Source organism: Streptomyces sp. SCPE 10, from assembly GCF_051980735.1.
Lineage (GTDB): Bacteria > Actinomycetota > Actinomycetes > Streptomycetales > Streptomycetaceae > Streptomyces > Streptomyces misionensis.
In genome coordinates, this window is the sequence record NZ_CP197069.1 from 664,564 (window position 1) to 683,503 (window position 18,940).

The window sequence follows — 18,940 nt, forward strand, 5'->3', positions numbered from 1 at the left end:
GTCAGATGTTGTAGATGCCGGTCTTGTAGCGGGCCAGGTTGGCCGGGTCGCGGAAGAACTCCACGGTGTGCGCGAGGCCCTGCTCCAGGGTGTGGGCGGGCCGCCAGCCGGTGGCGCCGGTGAGCCGCCCGGCGTCGGCGACCAGCCGCATCACCTCGGAGGCCGCCGGGCGGATGCGCGCGGGGTCCGCGCGGACGTCCAGCGGGGTGTCCATCACCTTGCCGATCAGGGCGACGAGGTCGCCGACCGAGATCTCGCCGCCGGTGCCGGCGTTGAAGGTGCGGCCGACCACGTGCTCGGCGGGGGCGCCGCCGACGGCGAGGAAGGCCTGCGCGGTGTCCTTGACGAACAGGAAGTCGCGGGTGGGCCGCAGATCGCCGAGGGTGATGGTGCGCTCCCCGGCCGCGACCTGGCCGATGACGGTGGGGATGACCGCGCGCATCGACTGGCGCGGGCCGAAGGTGTTGAACGGCCGCAGGGTGACGACGGGGGTGCCGAAGCTGGCGTGGTAGCTGTCGGCGAGCCGGTCCCCGCCCGCCTTCGAGGCGGCGTACGGGGACTGGGTGTTGATGGGGTGGTCCTCGGTGATCGGCACCGTCCGCGCGGTGCCGTAGGTCTCGCTGGTGGAGGTGTGCACCAGGCGGGGGGTGCCGAGGGCGCGGACCGCTTCGAGGACGTTGAGGGTGCCGGTGACGTTGGTCTCCACGTAGCTGTGCGGCGCCTGGTAGGAGTACGGGATCGCGATCAGGGCGGCCAGGTGGTAGGCGACGTCGGCTCCGTCGAGCAGACCGCGCACCGAGCCGGGGTCGCGGACGTCGCCGAGGACGATCTCCACCTGGTCGAGGACGTCCGGTGCGAGGGTCTCCAGCCAGCCGTAGGAGGAGAAGGAGTTGTACTGGGCCATGGCCCGCACCCGGTGCCCGGAGGCGACGAGCGCCTCGGTGAGGTGAGAGCCGATGAAGCCCTCGGCCCCGGTGACGGCGGCGAGCGGTTGGGAGGTCAACTGGGTGGTCCTTCCAGCGAGTTGGCGGAGAGTGTGGGTTCAGGCGTGCCGCGCCGGGCGGCCGAGCAGCCGCAGCGCGCACGCCAGCAGGGACAGCACGGCGGCCGCGCAGCAGAGCGGCAGCGCGGCGGGGCCGGGTGGCAGGCGCAGCACGGTGGCCGCGCCGGCCGCGGCCGCGGCGGCCAGACAGATCGCGGCGGGCGGCCAGGCGGTTCCGAAGGCCTGGAGGAGCAGCGCGGTCCACAGGGTGGCCGCGAGCAGCAGCAGCGGGGCCGGCGGGGCGCCGGTGAGGTATGCGGCGGGGAGCAGCGGCAGCAGATAGCCGAGCAGGCACAGGCCGAGTACGGCGGCGGAGCGCAGCAGGAACGCGGTGGGGGTGGCGGTGGCGCGCAGCGCGGCGACGGACAGGCCGCGGTAGCGGTAGAGCAGCCACTCGGCGGGTCCCATGCTGAGGGTCAGCACGATCACCGCGTACGGCTCCCGCCGCCCTTCGAGCAGCACCAGCAGCCCGGCGGCCAGCCCGAACAGGCCGTAGGGCAGCGACCGGCGCAGCGGGGGCCGCCTGCCGCCCTCGGCCGCGGGCCGGGTGAGCGGCCCGCGCAGGGCGTGCGCGGTGGCGGCGAGCGTCGCGAGCAGCGCCAGCAGGGGCAGGCCGAGGCGCGGTACGGTGCCGGGCTGCCAGCCCGACTGCCAGGCGGTGCCCGCGATGAGCGGGGTCAGCGCGGCGAGCAGCACCTTCTCGCGGGCCAGGACGAGCAGGACGCCCGCCGCCGCGAGGTAGAGGGACTGGGCCGCCACGGCGAGCAGGACGGTTCCGCCGCCGGTGAGCGGGGCCGCGGTGGCGGTGGCGAGCGCGGCCCCCACGGGGGCGCCGACCGCCAGGGTGCGGGCGGCCTCGCGGCGGCCGGCCGTCATCCGCAGGTGGGCGCGGTGGCCGAGGCCCTGGCCCCAGGCCCAGGAGACCAGGCCCGCGACGATCAGGGCGGCGGCGTGCCCACCCGGGTGCCACAGGGGCGCGGTGAGCGGGTAGGCGAGGCCCGGCAGGGCGAACAGCAGCCCGCGCAGCAGACAGCGCACGTGGTCGGGGCGCCAGGGGTCGGCGGCCGGGGCGGGCTCGGGGAAGGTGCGGGGCACCCGCTCGTAGAGCGCGGTGGCGAGCGAGAACAGGTTCGGGTGGCCGTACCGGTCCTTGATGGTCTCGGCGGTCAGGCCTTCGGCCTCCAGCAGGGCGGCGACCTCGTAGGGGTGGACGGCGGGGCCGATGCGGTCGGCGAGTTCGGCGGCGAGCAGGCTGACCGCCGCGTCGTCGGTGCCGTGGCCGGGCAGCCGCAGGGCCAGGGTGCGTTCGTCGGGGCGGGCGAGCCGCAACGCCAGGGTGTCCTGTTCGGCGCCGCCCGGTTCCAGGGCCATCGGTCCGCTCATCCGGCCAGGCTCCCCGCGGCGGCCCGGGGCTCGGCCTCCGGCACAGCCTGTACGGCGAACCGCCGGGCGTGGTCGGGAAGTTCGAGGTATATGGAGCGGAAGGTGTCGATGGTCTGCCGCAGGGTGAACTGCTCGATGACCCGTAGCCGGGCCGCCTCCCCCATCGCCCTGCGCCGCGCGCCGTCGCCGAGCAGTTCCAGGGCCGCTGCCGCCATCCGGTCCGGATCTCGCGGGGGCACGACGAGCCCGGTGTCGCCGACTGCCTCCCGCACCCCGCCCACATCGGTGGAGACGGTGGCCCGCCCGCAGGACATGGCCTCGATGAGGGTGAACGGGAAGCCCTCGCTGATGCTGGAGAGCATCACCACGTTCCCGGCCGCGTAGGCGTCCTTGATGTCCTCGACACGGCCCTCGAAGGTGACCGCGTCCGCGTGGCCCAGCTCGGCGGCCAGCGCCGTGCAGCGTTCCCGGTAGGCCTCGCCGCCCCGGGGTGTGCCGCCGAACAGCCGGAGCCGGGCCTCGGGTATCTTGGCTCTGACCAGGGAGAACGCCCGTATGAGGGTCTCCAGGTCCTTGATCGGGTCGACCCGGCCCGCCCAGCTCAGCGTGGGCGCCTCGGGTTCGGGGCCGGCCGGCGGGAAGGCGGCCGGGTCCACGCCGTTGTAGACGGTGCGGATGGCCCGCGGGTCGGCGCCGCCCTGTTCCTCCCAGAGCCGGTTGTAGCGGTTGCCCGGGGTGATGAGCGCGGCCCGGCGGTAACTCTCCTCGGCGAGCAGCCGGAAGAAGCCGAGGACGACGGCCTTGACCGGCCAGCGGTAGGGGGCGGTGCGGTAGCCGAGGTAGCGCTCGCGCAGATAGACGCCGTGTTCGGTGAGCAGCAGCGGGACCCCATGCCGGTCGAGGGCGGCGAGGCCGGGCAGTACGGCGACGCCGCCGCTGACCGCGTGGGCCACCCCGTGCCGGGGCGGGGGCGCGGCGAGCGGGCGCAGGGCGTGTTCGAGCAGGGCGGTGGCGGTGACCGCGTCGTGCAGGGTGGGGCGGGCCTCGCGGACGGCGAGTCCGGGGCGGTTCCACACGGCGGCGAGCAGGGCGACGGCCCGGTCGCCGCGCAGGAACGGGCTCAGCGTCCCGTCGGCGGCGGCTCGCGCCAGCAGGTAGAGGGCGGGCGCGAACTGGTCCTCGGCGCACGGGTCGAGGAGCGCGGTCAGGAAGCGTTCGTAGGTGGTGGCGAGGCGGGCGAGGGCGCGGCCCCGGGGCGGGCGGCCCTCGGGCGCCTCACCCCACATGGGCACGGAGAGCACCTGGTGGACCTGGGCGGGCAGGTCCCAGACGACGGCCTCGCGTCCGGTGCCGGTGACGGCGATGACGTCGAAGTCGAGGTCGGGCATGCCCTGGACGAGTTGGTCGCACCAGACGCTGACGCCGCCGTGGCTGTGCGGGTAGGTGCCTTCGGTGAGCAGGGTGACGTGCGCCGCGCCCGGGCGGCGCGCACCGTGGTGAACGTGCATCGATGGGGCTCCACGGCCAGAGGTGTGGGGTGGTCGTGCGGGTTCCGGCCGCCGCCGGGCGGCCGGAACCCGGGCCCGTCCGGTGGTGCCGGACGGGCCCTCGGGTCGGTGCGCGTTCAGTTGTCCGGGGTGTGCGGGACCTGCTTGGCGACGCCCTTGGGGAGCTTGGTGCGCGGGGCCGGGGCGGTGGCCGCGGGCCGGGTGTGGCCGGGTGCGTGCGAGGCGGCGGTGGACGCGGTGGCGGGGAGGGTGAAGGTGAGCGGGGTGCCTGCGGAGGCGGTCCAGCCGGACCGCTCGCCCGCGTAGGCGGTGCCGAACGCGGTGCCGGCCAGGGTGGTGCCGGTGGGCACGGTGGCGGTGGCGTCGACGCCGGCGGGTGCCTGGACGGTGACGGTGTTGCCGATCCGGTAGGCGGTGACCTGTCCGGCGTCGAGGGCGCTCTGCCAGGCGGCGCGGCGCTGCTGTTCGGCGCCGATGTCCTTCATCCGCAGGTTCACCAGCGGGGTGTTGTCCGCGAACAGCGCGGCGTAGCCGTCGAGCACCCCGTTGAGGACCGGGTAGGCGATGCGGTCCTCGGTGAGGTTGGACTGGTGGATGAAGTGCGGCTTGGGGTCGTTGGACAGCACGTGGCCGAGGTCGATGCGGGTCTCCAGCGGCACGATGTAGTCCTGGTAGCCGGTGCCGGTGTCCAGCGGGGCGGGCAGGCAGGTGGTGGTGGCGGGGTTGTCCTCGCAGATGCCGCTGCCGCCCTGGGCGCGGCTGGTGTAGAGCCAGTTGTACTCGTCGACCTCCTCGGAGGCCTTGCCCGCGTTGTAGAAGACGTTCATCGGGTAGCGGGCGACGGTGGTGGCGGGGCCGATCTGGCGCTGGGCCGGATCACGGGAGGCGTCTGCGGCGAGCCACTTGACGTTGTTGTCGGTGAGCGCGGGGCCCAGGTTGGGGTTGTCGAGGGGCTGCTGCGGCAGGATCCGCAGCCCGGAGTGCTCACCGGTCACCAACTCGCTGTTGTCGAGCGGGAGTCCGTTGGTCTGCCCCCAGACCCGGTTGAGGGCGATCTCGTCGTCGATGCTCTGGCGGCTGACCCACTGGGTGGCGCCGGCGGCGTTGGTCTCGCACTTCCAGGGGACCACGGTGGTGTCCTGCTGGCAGCCGAGGAAGGCGTGCGTGTAGGTGTGGTTGATCCAGCGGAACTGGTTGCGGTCCGCGATGAGTTTGTCGGCGAGCTGGTCGACGCCGTTGTTGTCCTCGCGCTGGTCGACGCTGCCGGAGCCGTTGTAGGCGAGGTCGAGGGTGAAGTGGCGGCTCTGCTCCCAGGCAGCGGCGTAGTCGACGTCCGCGGGGGTCATCCGGATCGGGCTGGGCGTGCCCGAGCTGTTGGTGCAGTCGACGTCGCCGGGCGTGCAGTTGAGCTGGCTGTCCCAGCGGTCGTCGGCCGCGAACACGTCGTCCACGTGCACGGCGAAGTAGTTGCGGGAGGTGCCCAGGTGCACCCCGCCGGTCATCCAGTCCACGATGCCGCGGGCCAGCAGCCGGAACTGCTGCTGGTACTGGTTGTAGACGAAGGTGATGACCAGTTCGCGCCGGCCGTCGTGCCGGTACTCGCCGACGAGCGAGCCCTGGGTGGTGGTGCCGGGGATGGTGGCCTGCACGTACGGGGTGAAGTCGGCGCCGGGCGCTGGCGTCGACAGGTAGGCGTAACTCTCGTTGACGGTGGGCGAGTTGTCCTCGAACGGCACGGCGCCCTTGAGGTAGCCGAAGGGCCCGCCCCGGCCCGCGGCGGTCACCTGGGCCTGGACCCCGTCGATGCCGCCCGAGTAGCCGCCGGAGGTCGGGACCTGGAGTCCGGCCTGGGGGCGGGCGTAGGTGTAGGCGTCGACCTGGGGGATGCCGTACGTCTGCTCGTAGGCGGCGAGCGCGCTCATCTCGGTGCTGCCGGCCGGGAACGGGTTGTCGTTGGGCAGTACGACGGCCTGGTACCTGGCGCGCGCCCGGCCGTCCACGGTGTCGGCGAGGAAGCCGGCGTCGATGGTCGGCCGGCCGCTGCTGGTGAGGTCGACCTTGGTGAACGGCGTTCCCTCGGAGGTGAGTTCGGCGGCGATGGCGTCGGTGGCCGGGCCGCCGTCGCTCACCACCAGGACTCGGAGATCGATGCGTGGGGTGCCGGTGTCGGCCTGGGCCGGTCCTGTCTGAAGGCCGAGCGCGGCGATGAGCGCGCCCACCGTCAGCGCGCTGGTGCGAATGGTCCGCTTCATGCGGTGAAGTCCCCTCCCCGGACAGGGGTGAGCACGGCTCACATGGAGCGGACGCACCCCCTCGCGCCACGCCGGCGTCCCCCTCAGAAGCCGGTCGTCGACGCATCCGTCGCGTCACATAGTGATGGATGTGTGTAGCTTTTGTGGCCGAGTCACAGAACCTGACGGAAAATGGCTGGTGTCCAACTGCGGTACGGAGCAACCCGGATGACCACTTTCCCGTCCCGCGCGAGGGTCGCGGGACACGGCGCACCGGCGGACCGCCTGGATCCGCCGGGCGACGTCGTGGTGGTGCGCGTCAGGCGCAGAGCACGCGCGTCTCGGGCGTGTACACGGGGCCGCCGCTGATGTTGGTGCTGTCGCTGAACTCGGCGTAGAAGTACGAGTAGAAGCCGATGTTGCCGTTGCAGCCGGAGTCGGCCGCGACCTGGAGGGTCAGGGTGACGGTGCGGCTCTGACCGGGCGGGATGGTGGCACCGTAGTCGGTGCCGAGGTTCGTCGGGCCGGTGCCGGAACAGGGGGTGGCGCTGCCGTCGGCGGCGGCCAGGCTGCATCCGGTGAAGCTGTACTTCAGGTCCGGGCGCTGGGTCGTCAGCCAGGTCGGGTCGATGGTCTGGTACACGAACAGGACGTCGTACGTCTTGTTGTTGGTGAGCGTCATCGACAGCTTGACCGAGCCACCGGGGGTGGTGGTGGCGCTGTCGGTGGCGAAGGAGAGGGAGGCGGGGGCCGTGTCGGCGCCGGCACCGGAGGTGAAGCCGAAGACGGCGAGGACGACGGCGAGGACGGCGGTGAGACCGAGGCGTCTCAGCAGAGGTGATCGCATGGCCCGGGAGGCTAGGGGCGCGCTCCGTGCGCCGTCTGCCCCGTCCCGGAAACCTCGGAGGCGACCGACCGAAAGCGGCCATTCGGTGAAGGCGATGTGATGGCGCTGTGGTGATCATGTGGGTGCGGCATCCGCGCACCGTGCGGGCGGTGATCCCGGGGGCGCGCGATGCCGGATGGGATGCCGTGGCACACCCGGCGTAATGGCGTGTACACGACCCGTACCCATGGGCGGAACCGGGGCAACCGGTTGTGCGACGGCGTGTTTCCCGGCCACTCGGCGGTTTCCGGCCGCGCGGGCCCCGTCCCGGCCCCCGCGCGGAGACCGGGAGGGGGCCCCAAAGGGGCGCCCGGGAGCGAGCGGCTCACCTCATCCGCGTGCGTGCGCCCGCTCGAACGCCGCGAACGCGGCCTCCTGGCGCCACTCCAGACGCGCCTTCGCGCTGCCCGCGAGGAACTGCCGGCAGCGCGCGCCGTGCACCGGCAGCCCGGGGTGCTCGGCGCGGCAGACCTCGACCGGGCGGTAGCCCTGGGCCGTGGGGTTGCCCTGCCACAGGTCGGCGCCGGGCAGGAAGGCGTACTCCAGGGAGGCCCGGGCCAGGTCCTTCAGCTCCGGGTAGCCCAGGCCGTAGGTGGCGGCCGCGTACTGGTACTCGTGGCTGATGTCGATGCGGGAGACGCCGGGGTCGTCGGTGGCGAGGACGACCGGGACGCCGTAGCGGCGGTAGGTGGTGAAGGGGTGCTCGGCGCCCTTGACGCCGAGGATCTGGGCGTTGCTGGAGAAGGGCACCTCGACGGCGATCCGCCGGGCCGCCATGGTGCGGGCGGTGCGCTGCCAGTCGTCCTCGTGAACGAGATCGACGCCGTGCCCGACGCGCTCGGTGTGCGCGACGTCGACGGCCTCCTTGATGTGGAACCTCAGATCCGCCGGCTTGACCAGACCGGGCCACAACTCGCCGGCGTGCAGGGTGACATGGGCCCTCGGGTACCGGGTGCGCAGATAGCCGACCATGCGCATCTGCAGGCTGTAGTTCTGCAGCGAGCTGTCCCAGTCCTCGGGCTGGACGAGATTGACGGCGACGAAGCGCGGGTCCGCCTCGGCCAGCCGCATGCCGAGGGCGAGCTGGGTGAACACCCGCACCGGTGAACTGCCCCGGGACGCCTGGGAGATCCAGCGGACGGTGAGCCCGCAGGCGGGCCGGGCCCCGGCGGTGCCGCAGTGCTCGGTGGCGCGGAACTCGGCGTCGCCGTCGTCGGCCTCCTTGCGCGCGTCGGCTACCAGCTTGTCCAGCCTGCCGCCCGCGACCAGCCTGCGGTGCAGGGCGCCGAGGTCGGCGTCCCAGCCCACCTCGTCGGCGAGCTTCTTCGCGCCGTCCGAGGCCGGGGTGACCATCGTCTCCAGGTACGACTGGTTGTTGCGCACGGCGGTGTCGGCGACCTGGGCGAGCAGCTTGCCGCGGTGCCGCCAGGTCACCTCGCCGAACTTGCCGAAGGTGTCGAAGAAGTGGTCGTGGCCGTTCTGGTCCGGCGGGAAGTCCTGCATGGACCAGGCGCGCACGATCGCCTCGTGGAAGGCGCGGTCGGTGCGCGCGTCGGCGGCGGGGCGGGTGCCGGCCCCGCAGGGCGGGGGGACCGCGGTCATCGTCGCGGTGTCGATGCACAGGCCGTCCTCGGCGGCCAGCTCGACGAGGTAGTCGGTGTTCACCGCGCCGGAGAGGTGGTTGTGCAGGTCGCCGCCCTTGGGCAGCTCCCGGAAGAAGGCGCGCAGGGCCGCGGGCCGGTCCTTGACGGAGCGCAGATAGGCGTCGGTGCGGGCCTCGGCGGCCGTGACCTGCCGGGGCGGCGGCGCGGCGGGCCGGGCACCCGGGCGCGCCGGCTGCGCGGCGGCGGGCAGGGCGGACAACAGGGACAGGACGCTGAGGGTGCCGAGCACGGCCGGAACGACCCGGCGCGGTACGGCACTTCGCATGTGCAGACTCACACCGGCATGATCACGGAAGGACCCCGGCGAGGAGGGCGCAACCGGCGCACGGCCACCGGAGAGCACCCTTGCGAGTGACGCTCCGTCTTCCTGTCCGGTATGGACTCTCCCTCCTGCCCGTGCGGGACGCGGGCACGGACACGGGAACCGCGCGTCCGGAGCGGACCGTGGGAAAGGGGCGACCGGGGTGGCATGCGGGGCGTGAACGGGGGTAATCGCGATTGCGATTTCGTACATCGGCGACACACCACGGAGGCCCACCCCATGCTGATGGCACACCCCGCCGTACTGAAGGACCTCATCGCCCAGTACGAGGCCCTCACCCTGCTCGGCGCCGAGGAGAGCACCCCTGGGGCGCGGCAAAGGCTCGCGGACATCTCCTACACCCTGTGTGTGGCCACCGGCACGCGGGACGTCGACATGGCGCTGATCGCGGCCCGCCACCGGCTGTCCGGTGCGCGCCCGGAGGACGACTCGCTGCTCCAGGAACCGGCGCCCGTGCGGACGGGGTCCGCCGCCTGACCCCGAAGGCGCCCCGCCACTCCCCCGAACTCGTCGCCCCCGGCTCCTGGTCGGCGGGACCTACCGGACGGTATACAGAACCGGTCGATCGCGCGGACGCCGCTGTACGGCGCCGTCCGCGCCGCGTACCGGTCCCAGGGGGGAACCATGAGCAACGACAGTCGTCCGGCGGGCGGGGCGAGAGTCCGGCGGCGGGCCGCGACCGTGGCGGCGGCGGTGGGCGGGTGCGCCCTCGTCGCCGCCTTTGCCGTCCCGGCCGCCGCGCACCCCGCGCAGCACCACGGACACCGGCTCGACTACGTCGCCCTGGGCGACTCCTACACCTCGGGTCCCGCCATCCCCACGCAGGTGGACGCCGCCTGTGCACGCTCCGACCGGAACTACCCCTCGCTGGTGGCCGGCCGGGAAGGAGCGACCACGTTCACCGACGCCAGTTGCTCCGGGGCGACGACCGCGCAGATGTGGCAGGCCCAGGGCGGCAACCCGCCCCAGCTCGACGCGCTGTCCCGGGACACGGACCTGGTGACGGTGCAGATCGGCGGCAACGACGTCGGGTTCGGCCCGATCATCAGCAGATGCGCCGGCCTGGGCCTCAAGGACCCGACGGGCAACCCGTGTGAGCGTGCCTACGAGGCGTCGGGGCAGGACGAACTGGCCCTCGCCGTCCGGCGGACGGCACCGAAGATCGCCCAGGTGCTGCGGGCCGTGCACGCCCGGGCCCCGCACGCCCGGGTGCTGGTCGTCGGCTACCCCGATCTGCTGCCCGACGACGGCGTGGGCTGCTTCCCGCAAGTTCCCTTCGCACAGGGTGACTTCCCCTACCTCCGGGACACCGAGAAGCGGCTGAACCTGATGCTGCGCACGGAGGCGGCCCGCAACCGGGCGCAGTACGTGGACACGTACGGGCCCACGGTCGGCCACGACATGTGCAAGGCGCCCGCGGAGCGCTGGATCGAGCCGCTCCAGCCGGCCGCGCCCGCGGCCCCGGCCCACCCCAACGCCCTCGGCGAGCAGGCCATGGCGGGCGCGGTCCTGAACGGGCCGGCGCGAGACCACGGGCACCGCTGAGCGCGCCGGGGCGGCCTTCGACCACGGGTCGCGGGCCGTCCCCCGACAGGCCGGGGCGCCGCGGTCAGCCGCCGAGCGCGCCCCGCACCACCGCCTGCGCCTCCTCCTGCACCCGGGCCAGGTGGTCCGGCCCGAGGAACGACTCGGCATAGACCTTGTACACGTCCTCGGTGCCCGAGGGGCGGGCCGCGAACCAGGCGTTCTCCGTGGTGACCTTGATGCCGCCGATGGCGGCGCCGTTGCCGGGCGCCTCGGTGAGCACGGCCGTGACCGGCTCGCCCGCGAGGGTGTCCGCGGTGACCTGGGCCGGTGACAACCTGCCCAGCAACGCCTTCTGTTCCCGGGTCGCGGGCGCGTCGATGCGGGCGTAGGCGGGTTCGCCGAAGCGCTCGGTGAGGGTCGCGTAGTGCTCGGAGGGGGTCCGGTCGGTGACGGCGGTGATCTCGGAGGCGAGCAGCGCGAGGATGATGCCGTCCTTGTCGGTGGTCCACACCGAGCCGTCGCGACGCAGGAAGGACGCGCCGGCCGACTCCTCGCCGCCGAAGCCGAGGTCGCCGCCGATCAGTCCGTCCACGAACCACTTGAAGCCGACGGGGACCTCGACCAGGCGGCGCCCGAGGTCGGCGGCGACCCGGTCGATCATGGTGGAGGAGACCAGGGTCTTGCCGATGCCCGTGCCGGCGGGCCACTGCGCGCGGTGCCGGTAGAGGTAGTCGATGGCGACGGCGAGGTAGTGGTTGGGGTTCATCAGGCCCGCGTCCGGGGTGACGATGCCGTGCCGGTCGGCGTCGGCGTCGTTGCCGGTGGCGATGCGGTAGGTCGCGCGCTGCTCGATCAGCGAGGCCATGGCGTAGGGCGAGGAGCAGTCCATCCGGATCTGCCCGTCCCAGTCCAGCGTCATGAAGCGCCAGGTGGGGTCGGTGTGCGGGTTGACCACCGTGAGGTCGAGGCGGTGCTGTTCGGCGATCCGGCCCCAGTAGGCGACGGAGGCGCCGCCGAGCGGGTCGGCGCCGATGCGCACCCCGGCCGCGCGGACGGCGTCGAGGTCCAGCACGGCGGGCAGGTCGTCGACGTAGGTGCCGAGGAAGTCGTGGCGCCCGGTGGTGTCGGCGGCGAGCGCGCGGGCGTAGGGCAGCCGTCGTACGTCCTTCAGCCCTCCGGTGATGATCTCGTTGGCACGGTCCTGGATCCAGGAGGTGGCGTCCGAGGCGGCCGGGCCGCCGCTGGGCGGGTTGTACTTGAAGCCGCCGTCGGCGGGCGGGTTGTGCGAGGGGGTGACGACCACACCGTCGGCGAGGTGCGTGGTGCGGCCCCGGTTGTGGCCGAGGATGGCGTGCGAGACGGCGGGGGTGGGCGTGTAGCCGTCCGCGCTGTCGATCAGCACGCTCACCCCGTTGGCGGCGAACACCTCCAGCGCGGTGACCTTCGCGGGCTCCGACAGGGCGTGGGTGTCGGCGCCCAGGAAGAGCGGGCCGTCGATGCCCCGGCCGGCGCGGTACTCGCAGATGGCCTGGCTGGTGGCGGCGATGTGGTCCTCGTTGAAGGCGCTCGCCAGGGACGAGCCGCGGTGCCCCGAGGTGCCGAACGCCACGCGCTGGGCCGGGTCGGCCGGGTCCGGGTGCAGCGCGTAGTACGCCGTGACCAGCCGCGCCACGTCGACCAGGTCCTCGGGGCCGGCAGGCCGGCCGGCTCGCTCGTGCGCCATGAGTACGTTCCTCCACGTCGGTGTCGGTCGCTCGCTTCCGCCATCTTTCCTCGTCAGGGCGTTCGTATGCGAGTTTGGCCGCCGCGTGGCCGACGACTTTCGGGCCGCCGTGCCGCGCGGCCGGAGCGCGCGGCACGGCGGGAGACCACGGGCCGGGCTCAGCCGATGTGGTAGCTGTCTCCGTAGACCTTCCAGTCGAGCGGGGTCTTCAGGTCGAGGTTGCCCTTGCGCAGGAAGACCCGCTGCTCGGTGTCGACGCGGCTGGTGTCGCTGTGGGCCTCCTCCTGCTTCATGGCCCACACCCGGGCGTCGAGGAAGGCGTTGAGGTACGCCGTCTCGTCGCCGCCCTGCGCCGGGGTGCGGGCGCTGCGCAGGGCGCGCTCGCGGATGCTGCCGAAGCTGGTGGGGTCGTCGCCGTCGCCGTGCATGACGATGGCGTCGTAGTAGCAGAACTGGCCGAGGGCGCGCAGTCCGTCGCTCTTGCCCCGGGACACCGCGGGGTCGAAGTAGACGCGGTCGCGCTCGTCGTTCTGGCACTGCTGGAACACCGTGTCCTGGGCGGCCTTGCGCCAGTCCGCCGGGAAGTCCGGGTCGAGGCCGGAGTGCGAGTCGCTGCCGTTGACCTTGCGCAGGGCGGGCAGATAGCGGGCGAGGACGTTGCCGGGCTCGCGGTCGGCGTAGAGCTGGACGACCTCCAGCATGTCGCCGGTGCCGGAGCAGAAGCCGATGATGCCCGCCGTGTAGCCGCGGCCGTCGCCGATGTCCTCGATGTACTTGTACTGGGCCTTCCAGTCGAGCGAGGAGTTCTCCGCGCTCGACACCAGCTTCATCGCGATCTCCTTCTTCGCGGGGTCGTCGAGGCCGGTCGCGGCGGCCGGCGCCGGGGCCGCGCCGGCGCGCTGGGCCCCGAGGACGGCGCCGGCCGCCACGGCGCCGAGCGCGGCGACGAGGGAGCGGCGGGACAGGCGGGCGAGGGCTGCGGTTTCGCGGTCTTCGTGCACCACGGGAGCTCCAAGTGGGAGTGGGGGGTGGCGGTTCGGACCAGCACGAGCACTGGTAGGAAAGTTTCCTATCAGAGGCCGCGGAGGCCGGAAACCCGGCCCGCGTGAACTTCGTAGGATCGAACAGCCCGGCGCCCCGCCCGGTTCAGCCGCGCGGTGTGCGCTCTCCCGCGCGTTCGTACAACTCCCGGGAGACGGTGATCAGTTCGCGCCGCTCGGCGCGCGAGCCGACCATCGGCCGCGACCCCTTCAACGGCACCTGGGCACTCTCGGGCAGGAACCTGACGGTGAGCAGTCCGATGACTCCGGCCAGCATCAGGTAATAGGCGGGCATCAGCTTGTCCCCGGTCGCCTCGACGAGTGCGGCGGTGACCAGCGGGGTGGTGCCGCCGAAGGCCGCGACCGCGATGTTGAAGCCGATGCCCATGGCCGCGTAGCGCACCGCCGTCGGGAACAGCGCCGGCAGGGTGGCGGCGCTCGGCGCGGCGAAGCAGGCCAGCAGCGTGGACAGGATCAGCACCCCGAGCACCGGCGGCCAGGTGCCCTGTGCCTTGAGCAGCAGGAAGGAGGGCACGGCCAGGACGATCATCGCGACCGCGGCGACGCCGTACACCGGCCGCCGTCCGATCCGGTCGCTGAGCCGGCCGAGGAAGGTGATCAGGACGACGATCCACACCATGCCGATGAGCACCAGGAGGTCCGCGAAGCCTGCGGAGCGGTGCAGTGTCTCGGTCTGGTAGGTGGGCAGGTAGCCGGTGACCATGTAGTTGGTGACGTTGTACAGCAGCACCAGGCCCATGCAGATGAGCAGCGGCCGCCAGTGGTTGCGGACGATGTCCTTCAGCTCGCTGCCCGTCGACTCCTGCGCCAGCGCCTTCTCGTGCGCGTCCAGCTGCTGCTGGAAGGCCGGGGACTCCTCCAGCTTGAGCCGCATGTACAGGCCGATCACACCGAGCGGCCCGGCGATCAGGAAGGGCACGCGCCAGCCCCAGGAGAGCATCTGGGCGTCGGTCAGCAGCAGGCCGAGCACCGTGACGAGGGCCGAGCCGAGGGCGTAGCCGACGAAGGTGCCGAAGTCGAGCCAGCTGGACAGGAAGCCGCGCCTGCGGTCGGGCGCGTACTCGGCGACGAAGGTGGTGGCGCCGCCGTACTCGCCGCCGGTGGAGAAGCCCTGGACCATCCGCGCCAGCAGGAGCAGCAGCGGGGCGGCGATGCCGATGGTGGCGTAGCCCGGGATGACCCCGATGGCGAAGGTGCCCACCGACATCATGATCATGGTGGTGGCGAGCACCTTCTGCCGGCCGACCCGGTCGCCGAGCGGCCCGAAGAACAGTCCGCCGAGGGGTCGCACCACGAAGGCGGCGGCGAAGGTCGCGAACGAGGAGACCACCTGGGCGGCCGGGGAGGCGCCCGGGAAGAAGACCTTGCCGATGGTGGCGGCGAGGTAGCTGTAGACGCCGAAGTCGAACCACTCCATGCAGTTGCCGAGCGCCGAGGCGCCGACGGCGCGCCGCAGCAGCGGGCGCTCCACGACCTGCACGTCGTCCTGGCGGAACGCGCGCCGGTTGCGGCGCAGCCTGCGGGTCAGATCCGCACGCACCTGACGCGGCAGCCGGGCCACCGCCGGCGGGGCCGTCGCCACTCCGTTTCCGTCCTGCCGGTCGCCCGGGGACATCGCCTCGCTCACGAGCGCCTCCTTCCGTACTCCGTACCGGTGACCGCCTGCCCCTGTGCCCGATTCAGAAACGGAACCGCTCAATCCCATCCGGGTGCTCGGTTGGACTTGCGGATCACCGCGGAGCAGGGTGGACGGGTCCCCTGACACCGTGGGGACGCCCCTACCCACCACCCGGAGAACACCCGATGACCCACGTCGCGGACCCCGCTCGTTACGACGGCACCATGCGCTACCGGCGCACCGGCCGCTCGGGGCTCGACCTGCCGGTCCTGTCCCTGGGCTACTGGCACAACTTCGGCGACGACCGCCCGTTCGAGACGCAGCGCGAGATCGCCCTGCGCGCCTTCGACCTCGGGATCACCCATCACGACCTGGCGAACAACTACGGCCCGCCCTACGGCTCGGCGGAGGAGAACTTCGGCCGGCTGATGCGGGGCGACCTCGCCCCCTACCGGGACGAGCTGGTGATCTCCACCAAGGCGGGCTGGGACATGTGGCCTGGCCCCTACGGACAGGGCGGGGGCTCGCGCAAGTACCTGCTGGCCTCGCTGGACCAGTCGCTGCGCCGGATGGGCGTGGACTACGTCGACATCTTCTACTCCCACCGGCTGGACGCGAGCACGCCGCTGGAGGAGACGATGGGCGCCCTGGACACGGCCGTCCGCCAGGGCAAGGCGCTCTACGTCGGCATCTCCTCCTACGACGCCGAGCGCACCCGGCAGGCCGCGGCGATCCTGCGCGACCTCGGCACCCCGCTGCTGATCCACCAGCCGTCGTACAGCATGCTCAACCGCTGGATCGAGACCGAGGGCCTGCTGGACGTGGCGCAGGAGGAGGGCTTCGGGGTCATCGGCTTCACGGCGCTCGCCCAGGGCCTGCTGACCGGCCGGTACCTGGAGGGCGTGCCGCAGGACTCGCGGGCCGCGCGGGGCACGTCGTTCGACCGCTCCTGGCTGACCGAGGACATGCTGCGCCGGCTGCGCGCCCTGAACGAGATCGCGGCCCGGCGCGGGCAGACGCTGGCCCAGCTGGCGCTCGCCTGGGCGCTGCGCGACCAGCGGGTGACGTCCCTGGTCATCGGCGCCTCCCGCACCGAGCAGCTGGAGCAGAACGTGGCCGCCCTGGACAACCTGGACTTCACCGACGAGGAACTGGCGGAGATCGACACGTACGCCACCGACGGCGGCGTGGACCTGTGGCGCGAGGCCCGGCTGGGCGCTCTCGACTGATCGCTCCCGATCGGCGACGAGTATGTGACGTACGTCACAGAAAAATGGGATAAATAGGACTTATTCTGGTCACTCGAACAGTCCAGTGATCCTCACCTCAAGGAGCCGCTCGCCGCATGGTGCACGGACCCCGCCCCGGCCAGTTCCCGCCGCCGCATCCCGATCTGGATCTCGCCCGTGACTGCGAACGCTGCCTCGGCTGGGGGACCGTCGTCACCCGCGACGGCGACCACGAACTGTGCCCCGGCTGCCAGCCGCACACCGCCGCCGAGGAGGACTCCGGCCACTGAGGCGAGCGCCCCGGGGGTGGCCCAGCGCAGCGGGCCGGACACCGAGCGGCGCGCCGGGGTCGTACCGTGGAGACATGGCCGCCCCTCCGCTTCCGGGACCGCTGGCCCATCTGGCGCCCCTGCTCGCCCACTACGGCTACTGGGCCGTGGGCGCCGTGATCCTCGTGGAGGACTTCGGCGTCCCGGCACCGGGTGAGACGATCCTGCTCGCGGCCGGGGTGTACGCGGGCGCGGGCGAACTGGACGTCGTGAAGGTGGCCCTGATCGCCTTCGCCGCGGCCGTCGTCGGCGACAACATCGGCTATCTGATCGGCCACTACGGGGGCCGGGCCTTCGTGCACCGCTGGGGCCGGTACGTCTTCCTCACCCCGAAGCGGTTCGCCACCGCCGAGGAGTTCTTCCACCGGCACGGCGGCAAGATCGTGACCGTGGCCCGGTTCGTGGAGGGGCTGCGCCAGGTCAACGGCATCATCGCGGGCACCTCGGGCATGCGCTGGCGCCGCTTCCTGGTCTTCAACGCCCTCGGCGCGGCTCTGTGGGTCGGCTTGTGGACCTCCCTCGCCTATCTGACGGGCAGCCACATCACCGAGGTCTACGACGAGATCAAGCGCTACGAGATCTACGTCCTCGTGGCCCTCGCGGTCCTGGTCGTGGCGCTCGTGGTCCGCCATGTCCTGCGGCGGCGCCACGAGCGCTGAGCGGTTCACGAGGAGCGGGCCGCCCGGGACTCCTTCGGCGCACCCGGCCCGGTTCCGGTCGGCGCCGGGTCGTCGGCGCGCTCGTGGCCGCCGCGCAGCGCGGAGGCCACCGCGGAGACCAGGGCCATGCCGGCGGCCACGCTGAAGACGATGGTCAGGCCGTGGTGGAAGGGGCCGGAGACCAGTTCGGGGAAGAACCGGTGGCCGGTCAGGGTGGCGCGCTGGGCGGCGGTCAGCCGGTCCAACGTGCCGCCGGAACCCAGCAGATGACCGATCGGGTTGTTGCCGAGGAAGGTCGCGAACAGGGTGCTGACCGGGGGCAGCGAGGCCACCTGGTGGGCGGTCGCGGCGGGCACGCCGTGCGCCTGGAGCCCGCTGCCGAGGGTCTTCGGCAGGGAGGCGGCGAGGCCGGAGACCATCAGTGAGAAGAACACGCCGATGGACAGGGCCGTACCCGAGTTCTGGAAGGTGGAGCGCATCCCGGAGGCCACGCCCCGGTACTTCGCCGGCACACTGCCCATGATCGAGGAGGTGTTGGGCGAGGAGAACATGCCCTGGCCCAGCCCGTTGAGCAGCAGCAGCGCGGCGAACAGGCCGTAGTCGAAGTCCACCGGCAGGGCGAGCAGGCCGAAGAAGGAACCGGCCACCACGATCAGCCCGGCGGTGGAGAAGATCCGTGCGCCGAACCGGTCGGAGAGATAGCCGGAGACGGGACCGGCGAGCAGGAACCCGACGGTGAGCGGCAGCATGAAGATGCCCGCCCACAGCGGGGTGTCCTCGAAGTCGTAGCCGTGCAGCGGCAGCCAGATGCCCTGCAACCAGATGATCAGCATGAACTGGAGCCCGCCGCGCGCGATCGCGGTCAGCAGGGCGGCCAGGTTGCCGGCCGCGAACGCCCGCACCCGGAACAGCGACAGCCGGAACATCGGCTCCGCGACCCTGGTCTCCACCACGCAGAACACCAGCAGCAGGACCACCCCGCCGATCAGCCCGGTGAGGACCCAGGGGTTGGTCCAGCCGGTGGCGTGGCCGCCGTAGGGCTGGATGCCGTAGGTGATGCCCGCGAGCAGGATGCCGGCGCCCGAGGCGAAGGTGAGGTTGCCGAGCCAGTCGACGCGGCCGCGCCCGCCGGCCGCGGTCTCGCGCAGGCTCAGGTACGACCAGATGGTGCCGGTGACGCTGACCGGGACGCTCACCCAGAACACGGCCCGCCAGTCGACGGCGGCCAGCAGTCCGCCCGCGAGCAGGCCGAGGAACTGCCCGGCGAGCGCGGTGATCTGGTTGATGCCGAGGGCCATGCCGCGCTGCCGGGCCGGGAAGGCGTCGGTGAGGATCGCGGCCGAGTTGGCGGTGAGCATGGAGCCGCCGAAGGCCTGCACGATGCGCCACAGGATGAGCCACAGCGCGCCCGCGCCGGCCCGGAACGGGTCCAGGGACAGGGCGATGGAGGCGACGGCGAAGACCAGGAAGCCCAGGTTGTAGATCCGCACCCGGCCGAACATGTCGCCCAGTCGGCCGAGCACCACCACCAGGACGGCCGAGACCAGCAGATAGCCGAGGATCATCCACAGCAGATAGCCGATGTTGCCCGCGGCGAGCGGGTCCAGCCCGATGCCGCGGAAGATCGCGGGCAGCGAGATGATCACGATGGAGGCGTCCATCGTGGCGATCAGCACGCCGAGCGTGGTGTTGGACAGGGCGACCCACTTGTAGCCGGGGCCGGGGGGCGTGGCCCGTCGGCCGGCCGAGCGGGCGAGG

The 18,940-nt window shown here is 72.6% G+C and carries 15 protein-coding genes; 5 read left to right on the forward strand and 10 right to left on the reverse strand.

Annotation, left to right across the window (positions count from 1 at the left end; genetic code table 11):
* Nucleotide 1: 1 nt before the first annotated feature.
* The 6 genes from ACSP97_RS03150 to ACSP97_RS03175 form a co-directional block, all read right to left on the reverse strand.
* A complete protein-coding gene (locus tag ACSP97_RS03150) occupies nt 2-1,003 on the reverse strand; it encodes a GDP-mannose 4,6-dehydratase (protein WP_355151308.1) in 1,002 nt (333 codons plus the stop codon).
* 39 nt (nt 1,004-1,042) lie between these two features.
* Complete coding sequence (locus tag ACSP97_RS03155) at nt 1,043-2,425, reverse strand: hypothetical protein (RefSeq protein WP_355151306.1); 1,383 nt, start codon at nt 2,423-2,425, stop codon at nt 1,043-1,045.
* Nucleotides 2,422-3,933, reverse strand: a complete 1,512-nt coding sequence (gene pelF / locus ACSP97_RS03160; protein WP_440556265.1) for a GT4 family glycosyltransferase PelF — start codon at nt 3,931-3,933, stop codon at nt 2,422-2,424. The genes ACSP97_RS03155 and pelF overlap by 4 nt, the downstream gene beginning before the upstream one ends.
* Nucleotides 3,934-4,049: 116 nt before the next feature.
* Complete coding sequence (locus ACSP97_RS03165; RefSeq protein WP_440556266.1) at nt 4,050-6,185, reverse strand: hypothetical protein; 2,136 nt, start codon at nt 6,183-6,185, stop codon at nt 4,050-4,052.
* A 298-nt stretch (nt 6,186-6,483) separates the two neighbouring features.
* Nucleotides 6,484-7,011, reverse strand: a complete 528-nt coding sequence (locus ACSP97_RS03170) for a hypothetical protein (RefSeq protein WP_355328759.1) — start codon at nt 7,009-7,011, stop codon at nt 6,484-6,486.
* Between the two features lie 369 nt (nt 7,012-7,380).
* Nucleotides 7,381-8,979, reverse strand: coding sequence for an adenosine deaminase family protein (locus ACSP97_RS03175; RefSeq protein WP_364725989.1), 1,599 nt, complete (start codon nt 8,977-8,979; stop codon nt 7,381-7,383).
* A gap of 276 nt (nt 8,980-9,255) precedes the next feature.
* Between ACSP97_RS03175 and ACSP97_RS03180 the strand changes: the two genes are divergently transcribed.
* Together ACSP97_RS03180 and ACSP97_RS03185 are read left to right on the forward strand one after the other, a co-directional pair.
* Nucleotides 9,256-9,513 carry a DUF5133 domain-containing protein gene (locus tag ACSP97_RS03180; RefSeq protein ID WP_355328757.1) on the forward strand — a complete coding sequence of 86 codons (258 nt, stop codon included), beginning with the start codon at nt 9,256-9,258 and terminating at the stop codon, nt 9,511-9,513.
* Nucleotides 9,514-9,660: 147 nt separating this feature from the next.
* Entirely contained in the window at nt 9,661-10,581 is a 921-nt protein-coding gene (locus ACSP97_RS03185; protein WP_440556267.1) for an SGNH/GDSL hydrolase family protein, read from the forward strand.
* A gap of 64 nt (nt 10,582-10,645) precedes the next feature.
* Here the strand turns inward: ACSP97_RS03185 and pgm are convergent, their stop codons facing one another.
* The 3 genes from pgm to proP form a co-directional block, all read right to left on the reverse strand.
* Nucleotides 10,646-12,286, reverse strand: coding sequence for a phosphoglucomutase (alpha-D-glucose-1,6-bisphosphate-dependent) (gene pgm, locus ACSP97_RS03190; RefSeq protein ID WP_355151294.1), 1,641 nt, complete (start codon nt 12,284-12,286; stop codon nt 10,646-10,648).
* A 158-nt stretch (nt 12,287-12,444) separates the two neighbouring features.
* Complete coding sequence (locus ACSP97_RS03195; RefSeq protein ID WP_382077675.1) at nt 12,445-13,290, reverse strand: chitosanase; 846 nt, start codon at nt 13,288-13,290, stop codon at nt 12,445-12,447.
* 142 nt (nt 13,291-13,432) lie between these two features.
* Nucleotides 13,433-14,962, reverse strand: coding sequence for a glycine betaine/L-proline transporter ProP (proP, locus tag ACSP97_RS03200; protein WP_355531114.1), 1,530 nt, complete (start codon nt 14,960-14,962; stop codon nt 13,433-13,435).
* 188 nt (nt 14,963-15,150) lie between these two features.
* Here proP and mgrA point away from each other — a divergent pair, with 188 nt between their 5' ends.
* From mgrA to ACSP97_RS03215, 3 genes are all read left to right on the forward strand, one after another.
* A complete protein-coding gene (gene mgrA / locus ACSP97_RS03205) occupies nt 15,151-16,194 on the forward strand; it encodes an L-glyceraldehyde 3-phosphate reductase (protein WP_355328753.1) in 1,044 nt (347 codons plus the stop codon).
* A gap of 116 nt (nt 16,195-16,310) precedes the next feature.
* Nucleotides 16,311-16,484, forward strand: a complete 174-nt coding sequence (locus ACSP97_RS03210) for a hypothetical protein (protein WP_358272929.1) — start codon at nt 16,311-16,313, stop codon at nt 16,482-16,484.
* A 74-nt stretch (nt 16,485-16,558) separates the two neighbouring features.
* Nucleotides 16,559-17,182 (forward strand): DedA family protein, encoded by a 624-nt coding sequence (locus tag ACSP97_RS03215; protein ID WP_355151286.1) that lies wholly within the window; start codon nt 16,559-16,561, stop codon nt 17,180-17,182.
* Nucleotides 17,183-17,187: 5 nt separating this feature from the next.
* Here the strand turns inward: ACSP97_RS03215 and ACSP97_RS03220 are convergent, their stop codons facing one another.
* Complete coding sequence (locus ACSP97_RS03220; RefSeq protein ID WP_355328868.1) at nt 17,188-18,843, reverse strand: MFS transporter; 1,656 nt, start codon at nt 18,841-18,843, stop codon at nt 17,188-17,190.
* Nucleotides 18,844-18,940 lie beyond the last annotated feature (97 nt).

Bases quoted from the DNA above. Each gene is read 5' to 3' on its own strand.
- pgm (WP_355151294.1), bottom strand. From the start codon at position 12,286: ATGGCGCACGAGCGAGCCGGCCGGCCTGCCGGCCCCGAGGACCTGGTC.
- mgrA (WP_355328753.1), top strand. From the start codon at position 15,151: ATGACCCACGTCGCGGACCCCGCTCGTTACGACGGCACCATGCGCTAC.
- ACSP97_RS03155 (WP_355151306.1), bottom strand. From the start codon at position 2,425: ATGAGCGGACCGATGGCCCTGGAACCGGGCGGCGCCGAACAGGACACC.
- ACSP97_RS03165 (WP_440556266.1), bottom strand. From the start codon at position 6,185: ATGAAGCGGACCATTCGCACCAGCGCGCTGACGGTGGGCGCGCTCATC.
- proP (WP_355531114.1), bottom strand. From the start codon at position 14,962: ATGTCCCCGGGCGACCGGCAGGACGGAAACGGAGTGGCGACGGCCCCG.
- ACSP97_RS03175 (WP_364725989.1), bottom strand. From the start codon at position 8,979: ATGCGAAGTGCCGTACCGCGCCGGGTCGTTCCGGCCGTGCTCGGCACC.
- ACSP97_RS03180 (WP_355328757.1), top strand. From the start codon at position 9,256: ATGCTGATGGCACACCCCGCCGTACTGAAGGACCTCATCGCCCAGTAC.
- ACSP97_RS03185 (WP_440556267.1), top strand. From the start codon at position 9,661: ATGAGCAACGACAGTCGTCCGGCGGGCGGGGCGAGAGTCCGGCGGCGG.
- ACSP97_RS03170 (WP_355328759.1), bottom strand. From the start codon at position 7,011: ATGCGATCACCTCTGCTGAGACGCCTCGGTCTCACCGCCGTCCTCGCC.
- ACSP97_RS03210 (WP_358272929.1), top strand. From the start codon at position 16,311: ATGGTGCACGGACCCCGCCCCGGCCAGTTCCCGCCGCCGCATCCCGAT.
- pelF (WP_440556265.1), bottom strand. From the start codon at position 3,933: ATGCACGTTCACCACGGTGCGCGCCGCCCGGGCGCGGCGCACGTCACC.
- ACSP97_RS03215 (WP_355151286.1), top strand. From the start codon at position 16,559: ATGGCCGCCCCTCCGCTTCCGGGACCGCTGGCCCATCTGGCGCCCCTG.
- ACSP97_RS03220 (WP_355328868.1), bottom strand. From the start codon at position 18,843: ATGGACGCCTCCATCGTGATCATCTCGCTGCCCGCGATCTTCCGCGGC.